Source organism: Vibrio plantisponsor (genome assembly GCF_013041605.1).
Classification (GTDB): domain Bacteria; phylum Pseudomonadota; class Gammaproteobacteria; order Enterobacterales; family Vibrionaceae; genus Vibrio; species Vibrio plantisponsor.
Genome location: NZ_JABEQC010000006.1, coordinates 82,413 through 95,043, shown reverse-complemented (window position 1 = coordinate 95,043; position 12,631 = coordinate 82,413). Strand labels below are relative to the sequence as shown.

The 12,631-nt window shown below is 42.9% G+C and carries 13 protein-coding genes and 1 riboswitch; of the genes, 5 read left to right on the top strand and 8 right to left on the bottom strand.

Annotation, left to right across the window (positions count from 1 at the left end):
- Positions 1 to 130: 130 nt before the first annotated feature.
- The gene (locus HKI82_RS10105; RefSeq protein ID WP_102942136.1) at positions 131 to 964 is read right to left on the bottom strand and encodes a CvfB family protein; all 834 of its coding nucleotides are present in this window, start codon (positions 962 to 964) and stop codon (positions 131 to 133) included.
- A 111-nt stretch (positions 965 to 1,075) separates the two neighbouring features.
- Here HKI82_RS10105 and HKI82_RS10100 point away from each other — a divergent pair, with 111 nt between their 5' ends.
- Positions 1,076 to 2,428 carry a hypothetical protein gene (locus HKI82_RS10100; protein WP_171137903.1) on the top strand — a complete coding sequence of 451 codons (1,353 nt, stop codon included), beginning with the start codon at positions 1,076 to 1,078 and terminating at the stop codon, positions 2,426 to 2,428.
- A gap of 24 nt (positions 2,429 to 2,452) precedes the next feature.
- On the opposite strand, the gene HKI82_RS10095 is transcribed toward HKI82_RS10100, so the two are convergent.
- Together HKI82_RS10095 and HKI82_RS10090 are read right to left on the bottom strand one after the other, a co-directional pair.
- Positions 2,453 to 2,938 carry a PaaI family thioesterase gene (locus HKI82_RS10095; RefSeq protein ID WP_102942134.1) on the bottom strand — a complete coding sequence of 162 codons (486 nt, stop codon included), beginning with the start codon at positions 2,936 to 2,938 and terminating at the stop codon, positions 2,453 to 2,455.
- 144 nt (positions 2,939 to 3,082) lie between these two features.
- Positions 3,083 to 3,973 (bottom strand): putative PEP-binding protein, encoded by an 891-nt coding sequence (locus tag HKI82_RS10090; RefSeq protein ID WP_171137902.1) that lies wholly within the window; start codon positions 3,971 to 3,973, stop codon positions 3,083 to 3,085.
- A gap of 206 nt (positions 3,974 to 4,179) precedes the next feature.
- On the opposite strand from HKI82_RS10090, the gene HKI82_RS10085 reads away from it, so the two are divergent.
- A complete protein-coding gene (locus tag HKI82_RS10085; protein WP_171137901.1) occupies positions 4,180 to 5,244 on the top strand; it encodes a 3-deoxy-7-phosphoheptulonate synthase in 1,065 nt (354 codons plus the stop codon).
- 11 nt (positions 5,245 to 5,255) lie between these two features.
- Complete coding sequence (locus HKI82_RS10080; protein ID WP_171137900.1) at positions 5,256 to 5,738, top strand: YajQ family cyclic di-GMP-binding protein; 483 nt, start codon at positions 5,256 to 5,258, stop codon at positions 5,736 to 5,738.
- 78 nt (positions 5,739 to 5,816) lie between these two features.
- Here HKI82_RS10080 and HKI82_RS10075 read toward each other — a convergent pair whose 3' ends face one another.
- Together HKI82_RS10075 and HKI82_RS10070 are read right to left on the bottom strand one after the other, a co-directional pair.
- Positions 5,817 to 6,551, bottom strand: coding sequence for a chromosome partitioning protein ParA (locus tag HKI82_RS10075; RefSeq protein WP_171137899.1), 735 nt, complete (start codon positions 6,549 to 6,551; stop codon positions 5,817 to 5,819).
- Positions 6,552 to 6,572: 21 nt separating this feature from the next.
- The gene (locus HKI82_RS10070; RefSeq protein WP_171137898.1) at positions 6,573 to 6,731 is read right to left on the bottom strand and encodes a hypothetical protein; all 159 of its coding nucleotides are present in this window, start codon (positions 6,729 to 6,731) and stop codon (positions 6,573 to 6,575) included.
- A gap of 305 nt (positions 6,732 to 7,036) precedes the next feature.
- A riboswitch (glycine riboswitch) is annotated at positions 7,037 to 7,135 on the top strand.
- A gap of 99 nt (positions 7,136 to 7,234) precedes the next feature.
- Here HKI82_RS10070 and HKI82_RS10065 point away from each other — a divergent pair.
- Positions 7,235 to 8,602 (top strand): alanine/glycine:cation symporter family protein, encoded by a 1,368-nt coding sequence (locus HKI82_RS10065; RefSeq protein ID WP_102942130.1) that lies wholly within the window; start codon positions 7,235 to 7,237, stop codon positions 8,600 to 8,602.
- Positions 8,603 to 8,688: 86 nt separating this feature from the next.
- On the opposite strand, the gene HKI82_RS10060 is transcribed toward HKI82_RS10065, so the two are convergent.
- Together HKI82_RS10060 and HKI82_RS10055 are read right to left on the bottom strand one after the other, a co-directional pair.
- Complete coding sequence (locus HKI82_RS10060; RefSeq protein ID WP_042482506.1) at positions 8,689 to 9,327, bottom strand: LysE family translocator; 639 nt, start codon at positions 9,325 to 9,327, stop codon at positions 8,689 to 8,691.
- Between the two features lie 83 nt (positions 9,328 to 9,410).
- Positions 9,411 to 10,766, bottom strand: coding sequence for an 8-oxoguanine deaminase (locus HKI82_RS10055; protein ID WP_171137897.1), 1,356 nt, complete (start codon positions 10,764 to 10,766; stop codon positions 9,411 to 9,413).
- A 348-nt stretch (positions 10,767 to 11,114) separates the two neighbouring features.
- On the opposite strand from HKI82_RS10055, the gene HKI82_RS10050 reads away from it, so the two are divergent.
- Positions 11,115 to 12,008: a DMT family transporter gene (locus tag HKI82_RS10050; RefSeq protein ID WP_102942128.1), complete on the top strand. Its 894-nt coding sequence runs from the start codon at positions 11,115 to 11,117 to the stop codon at positions 12,006 to 12,008.
- A gap of 71 nt (positions 12,009 to 12,079) precedes the next feature.
- On the opposite strand, the gene hcp-2 is transcribed toward HKI82_RS10050, so the two are convergent.
- A complete protein-coding gene (gene hcp-2 / locus HKI82_RS10045; RefSeq protein WP_042482515.1) occupies positions 12,080 to 12,598 on the bottom strand; it encodes a type VI secretion system effector Hcp-2 in 519 nt (172 codons plus the stop codon).
- Positions 12,599 to 12,631: the final 33 nt, after the last annotated feature.

Sequence of the window (12,631 nt, the reverse complement as noted above, 5' to 3'; positions counted from 1 at the left end):
AGTGGAAATTAGCGCAGGCTCTTCGGAGCCATTCCCCTAGGCCCAAAAATGCAAAGCATTTCGGGCCTTTTTTTATTCTAGGGAAACAGGGTTATTCAGGAGGAACAAACACAGCTATAAAGCTTGGCATTTAAGCCAAACGGATGCCATCTTGCTCGATTACAATCTTGCCTTGTTTGTACAAAGTACCGATAGATTTCTTAAACGTCCCTTTACTGGTACGGAACTCAGCAAAGATAGCTTCAGGCGTTGATTTATCACTTAACGGCAGAGAACCGCCTTTCTTAGCCAGTGTTTCTAAAATCTTCTCGCTCAAGTCGTCCATCTTCTCAACACCGATCTTCTGTAAAGAAAGATCAATTTTGCCATCAGGGCGAATATTCTTGATGAAGCCTTTTAGCTTTTTACCGATGAATAACTTACCGAAAACGTCTGAAGGGAAAATCATTCCCCAATGCTCGCCATTCACTATCGCTTTGAAGCCCAAGTCTGAACGTTCAGCGATAATCAAATCAACCTGCTGGTTTTTGGTGTAGTTAGCTGGTGTTTTATCCAACCATTTATTGAACTTAGTGGTACCAACGATACGACCAGACGCTTTATCTGTGTAAACATAAACCAGTACGCTTTGTCCCGGTTTAAAGCGTGTACGTTGCTCGCTAAATGGAAGCAACAAATCTTTATTTTTGATACCCCAGCTTGCAAACGCGCCAGTGCTGTTAACACTTTCAATCGTCATTAAGCCCCATTCACCCACTTGAGCCACAGGCTTTTCAGTCGTAGCAGCCAGTTGGTTGTCTGAATCGAAATACAAAAATACGTCAACATAGTGTCCGAGTTCTACGCCCTCAGGAGCCATGCGTTTTGGCAACATTGTTGTGCCATATTCGCCCGCATCTAAAAACACGCCAAACTCAGCGATTTTTACCACTTCTAGACTGTTAATCTTGCCAACGTTAATCATTAATTACTGTCTCACCTCAAATTTGCAGAGATTATACGTTATCTCTGTTATGCTTTCGCCTGTTCATCAGAGAAAATTTCGTTATTTTTCGAAGATAGTTAGGAGTTATTGTTGATCACGGTAGATAAGCAAGATGCGGTTACGTTAAAAATCACCACAGAGATGTCAGAGAGCAAAAAACTGGACCTAGATATGTATATCTTTGTTCCAGGCGAACTAGGTCTAACCTCCGACGTCATGACTGAATCTGAATTTTTTTACAGCTCTATTCATCAAAAGCGCGCCTACTACAGTGACAAAATTCTTCTTCCGCTTGTGCACAGCCGACTCGCTCAACGTGGCCGGCTCTCACCTACACAATACCGCGTAAGTTTAAGTTTGTTTGCTTATCAATATGTTACCGCATTAGACAAAGCCGTTAACCAACTCAACCTTTCAAGTGACAGCGTCACTGAAGATGAAGTTGATACTGTTATTGAACTCTCTTTAGACATTCTAAAACGGCTACGCAGAAGCATTCCCTATGAAGAAGGTTTAAAGCGTTACTACGCAAATATCGACAACTACCTATCTTGGTATACCGAACAGAAATTCTTATCCATGGTGTCTCAACTGACTCGCGATAAAGAATACAAAACCATCAAAGAACGCCTGATTACTCTGGTTGAAAAAGAGCAAGCACACCGTACTTTGAACAACTATAACTCTGTCAAAGCCGATCAAGACATAACCCGCCTGAGTAACAAAATGCGTTTACTACGTCGCTTGATAGAGCATCCGATTATCCTTACTGAGAAAGTGACCTCTTTAGGCAAGAATATGAGGCGCGCGGTCAAAGGCTTCGCAACGGGTTTAGTGATGGTGTTTGTGACTATTACAGCGATTCTGGCGCGAGATTATTGGGGAGAAATCACCGCATCATTCATTATCGCCATGTCTTTTGTCTACGCATTACGCGAGATTTTTAAAGACGATTTGAAAGACATGATGTGGCGCTGGATTCGCAAAGGAAAACCGAAGTGGCGACGACGCTATTTCGATCCAACAACGGGCAAACAAGTCGGTCAAAAAATCGAATGGCTTGACTATAAGTCCTTATCCGATCTAGCTGATCGCATCAAAATCATCCGTAAAAAGCGCGTGGTTCAACGGGAAGAACAGATCCTTCACTACCGCTCAGAAACAGAAATGACAACGTCACGTTTTATGAGCGGTTATGAAGAAACACGAGATGTGATGCTGATCGATCTCCGAGCCCTAACCCGCTTGATGGATAAAGGTTCCAACCGCATTTATCGATTAAGCAATGGTCAGGTAAGCCGAGAATCCGTCGAAAAACGTCATCTAATCAACTTAATCATCAAGGAAGACGGACACAAGCAAAGCCCTCGTTACTATCGTTGGAAAGTGGTACTCAACCGAAGCAAAATCGTCGATATTGAGAAAACCGAAGTCCAACAGTAGTCGGGCTATGCCAGCCCCTTCACACTAAGCGCGTTTATTAATGCGCTTAAGCGACAAAGTTAACAAAAACTCCGCCATTGGCTCATCACCATGCAACGATGGGCAAGTGGCGACAATTTTTACGTCTTTATTAATTCGCTCACCTGTTGCAATGGTTTCGTCCAGCATTGCATCTATCAGTTCGCCATCATCACAATGAAAGTGCACATCCGCTTCGGGACGTTTAAAAAACTCCCCTTTGACCGCTTTAAAAGCCAGCGACACCTTTTCACCACGCTGCCCCGCTTTGTCCATAGCCATAAAGCCACCAGCTACGTCAGCACCAACAGCAAGCACACCAAAGTACATACTGTTCAAATGGTTTTTATTGCGTCGTTTTAAAGGAATACGGATTTCTATCGATTTCTCGTTAAGAGATAGTATTTGAGGACGGCATGCCCAAATCAATGGAACTTTAAAAAAACCAAATGACTTGAGATACCAATTTGCTTTAGTAAGAGTAGAGAGCATGTTTCTGACCTTTTAAGGTATGTTGTTTTATATTTATTCGGTCAGTTAAAGGGATGCTGGTGATCGTGTCAACATTTCGTTAACAAAATTAAGAGATCAGTGATGCTCTCACCAATCTCTTCATTGTTAAACAAGAACAGCGAGTTAAAAGTTAAAAATAGACTCTGGCTGAACGTTTTCTGCAAGATGCTCCTGCAGTTTCGGATAGTTTTCCAAACCACGAGTAACAACCACTACAGGCTTTTTAGCTGCGTTTGCAGCCGTTACCGCAAGGTTTACTAATTGACTTACCGCTTCGCTTTCTGGGTTATATAAGTAGCTAATCGCTTCATTATATTTATCCACCGCTAACGTAATCTGCGTCAGGTCATCCCAATCAATGACAACACCGTCAAAGTATTGCAGCAGCTTTTCTGCAACCAACGCAGCCGAAGGCACACTACAAACATACAGAACTTTAAGACCATTCAAACCACGTGGTAAACCCTGTTCAGCCAGACGATCAATAATGGTTGCCGCATCGCTTAATGCTCTAACAAACGGGACAACAATTTCTACGTTATGCCCTTTCTCTTGCAGCGCTTTGATCACCTTACACTCTAGAGCAAACGCCGGTGAATACTTGCTAGAAGCAAATCGGGACACACCGCGAACACCCATGGCTGGGTTAACTTCATCTTCTTCTATGCTTCCGCCAATTAATGCTTTAAACGCATAGCTGTCTGATGAGCTTAAACAGATTCGAATTGAGCGATGTTCAGCATTGATCGACTGCGTAATGCGTTCTACAAGAACTGAGACAAAATGTTCTTCGATCGACAGTCCGTTGAGCAGAGATTTCAATGAGTTTTGTTCTAACTCAGGAAGCAACTCTACTCCACCCGCAGCCAATGCAGGATGGTAGAACACACTCTCTGCAATCAATTCAGACAGCGATATAAATAAGGCATGGCTACTTTGCTGTGGCTCCGCATTTGGCAGGGTATTTCCCAACACCAATTCTTGATGGATGATTCCTTGTTGTTCAAAACTCATTACTGCTCCAATTACCGTTTTGTTGTTAGCTCGAAAATACCGAGTCAAAGAGAGAAAAACAAGCATATATCCAATAGTTATGGTGAAAAACTGAATATATTTTCACTTTACACTTTTTATGAGCGTCAAATGCTCGCAACTGTTTATTCTGACAGCCAAATTCGCTATCTTTAGCGCTTCGCAATAAAAGGACAGGCTATTCTCCTATGCCAACCAAAACAGATGAATTAAGAACCCAAGCGTTGGGACCTATGCCAACTCCGGCAGAACTTAGCCAAGCACATCCAATTACGGAAGAAGTTGCACAACGTATTGCTCACTCTCGCAGACAAATCGAACAGATTCTTACTGGCGAGGACGATCGCCTTTTGGTCATCGTAGGTCCATGTTCTGTGCACGATACAGAAGCAGCTTTAGATTACGGCCAGCGTTTAAGTGCAATTCAAGAACAATATAGCAATGAATTGTTTATTGTTATGCGAACTTACTTTGAAAAACCGCGCACAGTTATTGGTTGGAAAGGCCTAATTACCGATCCAAACTTAGACGGCTCTTATGCATTAGAAACCGGTCTAAATAAAGCTCGTAAACTTCTGTTAGATATCAATAAGCTTGCTCTTGCTACCGCGACTGAGTTTCTGGATATGATCACCGGTCAATATATCTCTGATTTGATCACCTGGGGAGCAATTGGCGCGCGTACGACAGAATCTCAAATTCACCGGGAAATGGCTTCTGCCCTGTCTTGTCCTGTTGGTTTCAAGAACGGTACCAATGGCAATGTGAAAATTGCTATTGATGCGATTCGTGCATCTCATGCTCAACACTACTTTTATTCGCCAGATAAAAATGGTCGCATGACGGTTTATCGCACTGCGGGCAACCCATTCGGTCACGTCATCCTGCGTGGTGGCGAATCTGGACCAAACTTTGACGCAGCTTCAATTGATGAAGCGTGTAAGCAACTAGCCCAATTTAATTTACCGGAACGTCTTGTGGTCGATTTCAGCCACGCGAACTGCGAAAAGCAGCATCGTAAACAATTAGACGTTGCTCAAAACATTTGTGAGCAAATCGAGTCCGGTAGTCATAAAATAGCGGGTATCATGGCTGAAAGTTTTATTGAGGAAGGAAACCAGTCTATGGTTGACCTTGATAATCTGACGTACGGCCAATCTATCACTGACCCTTGTTTGGGCTGGGAAGATACCAAGACAATGCTGGCAATGCTGGCTGAGTCAATAAAAGTACGCCGCTCTAATCAACAATAAGGAAACTTAACATGCCTTCTTTTGATATTGTTTCTGAAGTCGATACTGTAGAACTACGTAACTCAGTTGATAACGCTGTTCGTGATCTCGCGACACGCTTTGACTTCCGTAACGTTGAAGCCAGTTTTGAATTAAAAAATGAAACAGTAAAACTTACTGCTCCTGACGATTTCCAGATCACTCAGATGATGGACATCCTGCGTAACAACCTCGCGAAACGCGGTGTTGATCCACGTTCAATGGAATCGAAAAAATCTGTACCGTCAGGTAAAACTTGGTCTAAAGAGGTGGTTTTCAAACAAGGTATTGAGACCGATCTAGCGAAGAAAGTCGTTAAGATGATCAAAGATGAGAAGCTCAAAGTTCAGGCTTCAATTCAAGGCGACAAAGTACGCGTAACCGGTAAAAAGCGTGATGATTTGCAAGCAGTGATCGCGTTCCTACGTGGTTCAGATTTGGAACAACCATTCCAATACAACAACTTCCGCGATTAATCACAATTGTTGTCACACTAAGTTGATAAAAAAACCAGCCTCTTGGCTGGTTTTTTATTTGTTCATTTCGATTGAAACTTAAAGTCCGAGTTCTTCTGAAAGTGCTTTGATTTGCTCTAAGTCCATCTGATGAATTCTTAGCATTTGATCAATTTGGCTAATTCTCGAACTCGCAGCATCTTGTTTATCACAAGAGTCTGAGGTCGCATCCCATGACTTGCCTTCTAAATAAACATCACACTCTTTTTTCAGTGTTTTTAGCTTAGGAACCAACTCATCACGTTCTTTCTGCAAGGTTTCTACTTCTTGCTTAATTTTCAGCTCTTGCTGGAATAATTCACGCGAACGCTCAAGCATGGTTGTTTGCATATCTGACTGACGATTCAACTTGGCATTTTGCTGGGCAGTCTGCTCCAGCTGCGCTTTTTGTTCTGCGACTTGCGCTTCCAACGACATATTCACTTTTTCAAGCTCAGTCCGTTGAGATTCGACACTTGCCATAGCCTGTTGATGTTTCTGCTCTTGCTCTTCCATCGCGGCTGCAAGTTGCTTATCAAACTCTTCTTTAGCAGTCGTTTTATTCTGCTCTACAATCGCCGCTTGTTCTGTTTTGGTTTCTTGACTCTTCTGATATTGAGCCTCAAGCACTTGGTATGTTTTTTCCCACTTTGAAGCCGTGATTGAAGAACCAATCAGACCTCCGAGTGCCAAGCCCAGCACTGCTGCCACAGCTATGTATACAACACCCCTTTTATCACGCTGCTCGATGACAACAACATCATCATGATCATCATCTAAATCTGTTTGATTCATTTTTTACTCCTAGTTCAAACATCAGCGGATCAATTCGGTAATAACAACTGTCACAACATAGATAACAAACGCAGAAACCAAAGCGGTTACAATCCACTTTTGAAATTTCGCGTTAGTACCGTAACGGATTAACAGAAAAGCCAGCACCACCAATACAGCGATAGCAATTAACCTGTTCATGGATTCCTCCAATTTGTTGACTAGCTTATATCACGTATTATTGCCCATAAAGTCATGTGAAAGTATATAAATCCGTAACTTGAACCACAATGTTACATTAAATTGATCTAGCGCGTGACATCACATTTTGATTTCGCTAATATCGCCAACGCAAATTATCCATTCACATGGATAATTGTTCCGATGAAGACTGCAGGAGAGAGGTTATTAATCTAATAACAAATTGTTAGATTAGTGTTACCCGCCGAAGAAGTAAATCTTTCAGGTGCTTTATTCCGTATTTGGAATAAGCGAGGACTGTAGTTGGAGGAACCTCTGGAGAGAACCGTTAAATCGGTCGCCGAAGGAGCAAGTCCTGCGTTTAGCAGGGTGAAACTCTCAGGCAAAAGGACAGAGGAGTGAAAGGCCCTATTGTATTCGTTGCATCCAACGCAACGGATCTATTTATATTTTTTAGTACCCTTTCTCTCTTCTCCTTATATGTTATTTTTTAAGGGGAATTCATGACAAACCTTCAATCATTACTACAATCGATCGACAATTTTATTTGGGGTCCACCACTTCTGATATTACTTGTTGGTACAGGTATCTATTTCACATTTCGTTTAGGCTTACTTCAGTTTCGCCATCTACCCACGGCGTTAAAAATGGTCTTTTCCAAAGACAAAAACTCAAATAAAGAAGGTGATGTATCCAGTTTCGCTGCATTGTGTACCGCCCTATCTGCAACGATAGGTACAGGTAACATCGTTGGCGTAGCAACCGCTATCAAAGTCGGTGGTCCTGGTGCACTGTTCTGGATGTGGCTTGCGGCAGTATTTGGCATGGCGACTAAATACGCTGAATGTCTACTTGCTGTGAAATATCGTAAAACCGACGCAAACGGCCAAATGGTCGGCGGACCAATGTACTACTTACAATACGGTGTTGGTTCAAAAGCGCTTGCTGTGTTGTTTGCGATTTTTGCTCTGGGTGTCGCTTGTTTTGGTATCGGTACTTTTCCTCAAGTAAACGCGATTTTAGATGCAACACAGATTTCATTTGGTGTATCACGTGAAGTAACCGCAGTGGTGCTGACTCTGCTAGTGGCATTCGTCACTATCGGCGGTATTCAGTCGATTGCGAAAGTAGCGGGTAAAGTGGTACCGACAATGGCGGTGTTCTACATTGTTGCTTGTCTGAGTGTGATTATCACCAACTCAGATCAACTGCTGAATGCTATTGAATTGGTTCTTGTGTCTGCTTTCACTTCAACCGCAGCAACAGGTGGTTTCCTTGGCGCAAGCATTATGCTGGCTATCCAGTCTGGTATCGCACGCGGTGTATTCTCAAACGAATCTGGCCTAGGTAGTGCTCCAATGGCAGCAGCAGCAGCGAAAACGGACTCTTGTGTACGCCAAGGTTTAATCTCCATGACTGGTACATTCTTCGATACCATCATCATCTGTACCATGACGGGCTTAGCGTTGATTCTTACCGGCGCATGGCAAACAGATTTGGCTGGTGCAGCGATGACCACTCATGCATTCGCTGTTGGCTTAAATGCAAACACGTTGGGCCCAATGCTTGTCTCTATCGGCTTAATGTTCTTCGCATTTACCACCATCTTAGGTTGGAACTATTACGGTGAACGTTGTGTTGTGTACCTATTAGGGACAAAAGCGGTTCTGCCATATAAGCTAATCTTCATTGCTCTTGTAGCTTCAGGCGCTTTCTTGCATTTGGATATGATCTGGATTTTGGCAGATATCGTGAATGGTCTGATGGCAATTCCAAACCTGATTGGATTGATTGCGCTACGTCATGTGGTGATTGAAGAAACAAGACGCTACTTCGAAGCTCATGTCTCATATTCAAAGGCTGTTGCTTAACCAAGTAGCTTAACCAAGTATCATTCGACTGATAAAAAAATAGCGCCGCATTGGCGCTATTTTTTTTGCAAACAGAATATTTCTGACTAAACCGTTTCTTTTTCAAATAACAATTTAATGCCCAAAGTCACCAGAACCACACCCGTTGTGCCTTCCATCCAACGCATGAACGAAGCATTTTTAAGTAGGTTCTTAGCTGAACTTAACGCTGCTGCCAGACCACATTGCCAAATCATCGCAATCACAAAGTGAATCGCAGCCATCAATAGAGATTGAAGCAAAGGTGAATGCTCAGGATTAATAAACTGTGGCAAAAATGCTAGGTAAAACACTGCTGTTTTAGGGTTTAATACGTTCGATAAGAAACCTTCACGCAATGAACGTTTCAAATTCAAAGATGAATGCGTCGCCACGGCTACGTTAAGTCCTTGTCCTGAAGCCATAAGCGCTCGAAGACTCGATAAACCCAACCAAATTAAGTAAGCCGCACCAATCATTTTCACAAAATGAAACAGCTCTGCTGACTGAGCCAAGATCGCTGAAATACCGATTGCAGAAAAGGTAGCGTGGACAAATAGTCCCGTACAAATTCCCAAGCTCGTAGTACAACCATCCGCGAATCCCGCTCGTGAGGTGTTACGAATAACCAGTGCGGTATCCAATCCAGGAGTGAGAGTCAGAATGGTAATAGCAATAAGAAAAGCTTCGAAATTTTGAATGTACATTATCAATCCCTGATGAATTATGAGATCTTCGTTATACAACAAAGATCTCATACTGTCTCTATGACTTTTAAGTTAAAGAATAATTATTTAGAGAGCTGCGCTAAGCGCTTAGCTGCCGCTGAGTGACGCTCTAGCAGTTGAGCCATATCAACGCCCACTACTTCACCATCTAAAACTCGCCATTGACCAGCCACCATCACTTTATCAGCCTGCTGGGCACCACATAATAAAAGCGCAGCTAAAGGATCGTGACTCCCTGAGAAACGAATATCATCAAGCTTGAACATGGCAATATCGGCTTCTAAACCAACCTCTAACTCCCCGATATCACTGCGTCCCATTGCCGCTGCCGAACCTTTCGTCGCCCAACGTAATGCATCGAAATGGGTCACTTTGGCGGAACCGTATTGAAGTCGCTGTAAATACATCGCCATACGAACTTCAGCAATCATATTTGAACCGTCATTGGAAGCCGAACCATCTACACCCAGCCCTACTTTCACACCAGCAGATTCCAGTTCTAAGTTTTTACACATTCCAGAAGCCAGCATCATGTTCGATGTCGGGCAATGTGAAATACCCACCCCTGCTTTACCGAGCCTGATAATTTCTTCTGAATTGAAATGGATACCGTGCGCCAGCCAAGTTCTGTCATTAAGCCAACCTACATCTTCCAAATAATCTACCGGCCTCATTCCGAAGCGTTGAATGCAAAAATTCTCTTCATCGATGGTTTCACACAAGTGTGTATGCGTCATAACACCCTCACGCTCGGCAATACGTGCGGTTTCCTTCATTAAGTCTGTAGTGACCGAGAACGGTGAACACGGCGCCAACGCAATTTGTGTCATTGCTCCACCTTGAGTCTGATGATAATCACGGATTAATCGTTCGCTATCATCAATGATGGTTTGTTCTTTTTGTATGGTCTGCCTTGGCGGAAGACCACCTTCATCCTCGCCTAAACTCATTGATCCACGAGTGAAGATAGTACGAACACCAAGTTTACGTGCCGTTTCAACCTGTATATCAATGGCGTGTTCAAGTCCTGATGGCAGCAAATAATGGTGGTCTGATGCGGTTGTACAGCCTGACCGCATCAGTTCCACCAGCGCCAGTTCGGTCGCAACACTGTGCATTTCATCGTCAAGATTCGCCCATACCGGATATAAGCTCTTGAGCCAATGAAAAAGCTCTTTATTCAAAGCAGTTGGATAAGCGCGAGTTAATGTTTGATAAAAATGATGGTGAGCGTTGATGAGCCCAGGAGTGACGATGTGATGCGAAGCATCAACAGCATAGTCATAAGATATTGAAGGTGAAGCGTTTAACGCTACCAGTTCGATAATTTTATTTCCGCGAATTACCACACCACCACGAGCATCTTTGGTATTCCCTGTATAAATCGCGAGAGGATTTTTAATCCAGATAGTTTGCATTCATAAATGTCCTTAGCCGTTTCAACCATTTCAGGGGAATCGGACTTTATTTGTCACCATAAGCAGTTCCAACACTTATCTAGGGCAACGGTTTTATTGTTAATAAATAGCCAATGGAATTGGCCCGATATATTTAAACCTAAGAGGAGTATTCCTTGTTTCCTGTTGGCATTTTCCCTTTAGGTACAAATACCATAACCAATATTTCTGTTTTTAGGAACATTCTTACCGTTTAGCGTTCTGTGATAGTAATGAGAATGAAAAACACTTCAGAAAATGCGCGACAACGGCGACGTGTAACGATAAAGTATCGCTCTAACTCTGCTTTAAACTAAGTCACCTTTTACTATGCAAACCAACCCTTTGCTGGCAATTCCTGTCGGCGTACGTTTTATGTTTCTTTCTGCACTTGGCTTCTCCTTGATGACAGCCAGCGTAAAAGCGGTTCATGAATATGGCATTCCTGTCTTTGAAATCGTTGCGGCAAGGGCTCTGGTCTCTTTTGTCATTAGTTACGCTGACGTAAAACGCAAACGCATTTCGGTTTGGGGTAACAATCGCCCATTGCTATTACTTAGAGGCGCTGTAGGCACGTTTTCACTTATCTGTGTCTACTATTCAGTAACGTCACTACCGCTAGCAGAAGCAACGATTCTTCAATACACGCACCCTATTTTCACAGCGCTGCTAGCCGTATTCTTTTTGAAGGAACGCATTCAACCAGCAACCTTGATCTGTATTGTGCTGTGCATACTGGGTCTATATTGCATCTTATTACCAGAACTCGATGGTTCCAATGAAGTCAACCTACCCGCATTCAGCGTGATAGTTGCCCTCATTGGCGCTTTTGGTAGCTCTATCGCTTATGTCATTGTTCGTAAGCTAAGCCAAACGGAAGACAGTTCAGTCATCATTCTATACTTCCCTATGATTGCTACTCCCATTTCAATTCTGCTGGTATGGAATGATTTCATATGGCCAGATCTTCATTTGACCTTTATGTTGATTATGATTGGCGTGTTTACACAGATTGGGCAATATGGCTTAACCAAAGCAATGAAAACGCAAGAAGCGGGTAAAGCCTCAGCGTTCTCTTACGTTCAGATCGTATTCTCGATTGTTATCGGATTGGTGTATTTCGATGAAATTCCAGCTGTGTCTACCTATATCGGTGGCGCTCTTATTGTTGTCGGCGCTTTGTTCAACGTGTTTGGACAACGAATTGCTCTGCGTAAAGCCTAATCATTGATTGAGTCTATACAGATAAGAAAGTCGCCAAATTAGGCGACTTTTTTGTTGGTTTAACTTTAGGCTTACGCTTCAACGGGTTTTCGCCAATCGTCAGAGCCTGACGTACCTGCATTGACGTGGTCCCAAGTGATTTTGCGGTAAGACATCGAAACCGTTAGATTTTGCGTAAAATCTGATTTTGCCGGATCTTGGCAGTGAGGCATTTCACAATGAATATCAACAATCGAAGCATTCTCTAGCTTGGTGACGAAGAAGTTCTCTTGTTTACCTTCAATGGACGTGCGGTACCATTTCAATTCAACAGACTTCATTTTCTCACCTGATGCCAAAGCGTTATACAACAGAGGCACAGCTTTGTTTAACGCTACAGTGAATTTAAACGGTTTATGAACACGTTGGCCTGAAGGTTGACCCGACTGTGGATCCGTTGGAACAGTCACACTATGGTCAAATTGCTGCACCAGCATTTCATCTTCATGGCCTTCAACAAATGAATCACCAATTGAATCTGAAGTGCATGCTCCAGACGTAATCAAGCCCTGGGTTTGACCTTCTATCGAGATATAACATGGAGTTGGCATTTTACATTCCTCTTTATCGGTATAAATATCGCG

Bases quoted from the DNA above. Each gene is read 5' to 3' on its own strand.
- HKI82_RS10105 (WP_102942136.1), bottom strand. From the start codon at position 964: ATGATTAACGTTGGCAAGATTAACAGTCTAGAAGTGGTAAAAATCGCT.
- HKI82_RS10095 (WP_102942134.1), bottom strand. From the start codon at position 2,938: ATGCTCTCTACTCTTACTAAAGCAAATTGGTATCTCAAGTCATTTGGT.
- HKI82_RS10090 (WP_171137902.1), bottom strand. From the start codon at position 3,973: ATGAGTTTTGAACAACAAGGAATCATCCATCAAGAATTGGTGTTGGGA.
- HKI82_RS10085 (WP_171137901.1), top strand. From the start codon at position 4,180: ATGCCAACCAAAACAGATGAATTAAGAACCCAAGCGTTGGGACCTATG.
- HKI82_RS10080 (WP_171137900.1), top strand. From the start codon at position 5,256: ATGCCTTCTTTTGATATTGTTTCTGAAGTCGATACTGTAGAACTACGT.
- HKI82_RS10075 (WP_171137899.1), bottom strand. From the start codon at position 6,551: ATGAATCAAACAGATTTAGATGATGATCATGATGATGTTGTTGTCATC.
- HKI82_RS10070 (WP_171137898.1), bottom strand. From the start codon at position 6,731: ATGAACAGGTTAATTGCTATCGCTGTATTGGTGGTGCTGGCTTTTCTG.
- HKI82_RS10065 (WP_102942130.1), top strand. From the start codon at position 7,235: ATGACAAACCTTCAATCATTACTACAATCGATCGACAATTTTATTTGG.
- HKI82_RS10060 (WP_042482506.1), bottom strand. From the start codon at position 9,327: ATGTACATTCAAAATTTCGAAGCTTTTCTTATTGCTATTACCATTCTG.
- HKI82_RS10055 (WP_171137897.1), bottom strand. From the start codon at position 10,766: ATGCAAACTATCTGGATTAAAAATCCTCTCGCGATTTATACAGGGAAT.
- HKI82_RS10050 (WP_102942128.1), top strand. From the start codon at position 11,115: ATGCAAACCAACCCTTTGCTGGCAATTCCTGTCGGCGTACGTTTTATG.
- hcp-2 (WP_042482515.1), bottom strand. From the start codon at position 12,598: ATGCCAACTCCATGTTATATCTCGATAGAAGGTCAAACCCAGGGCTTG.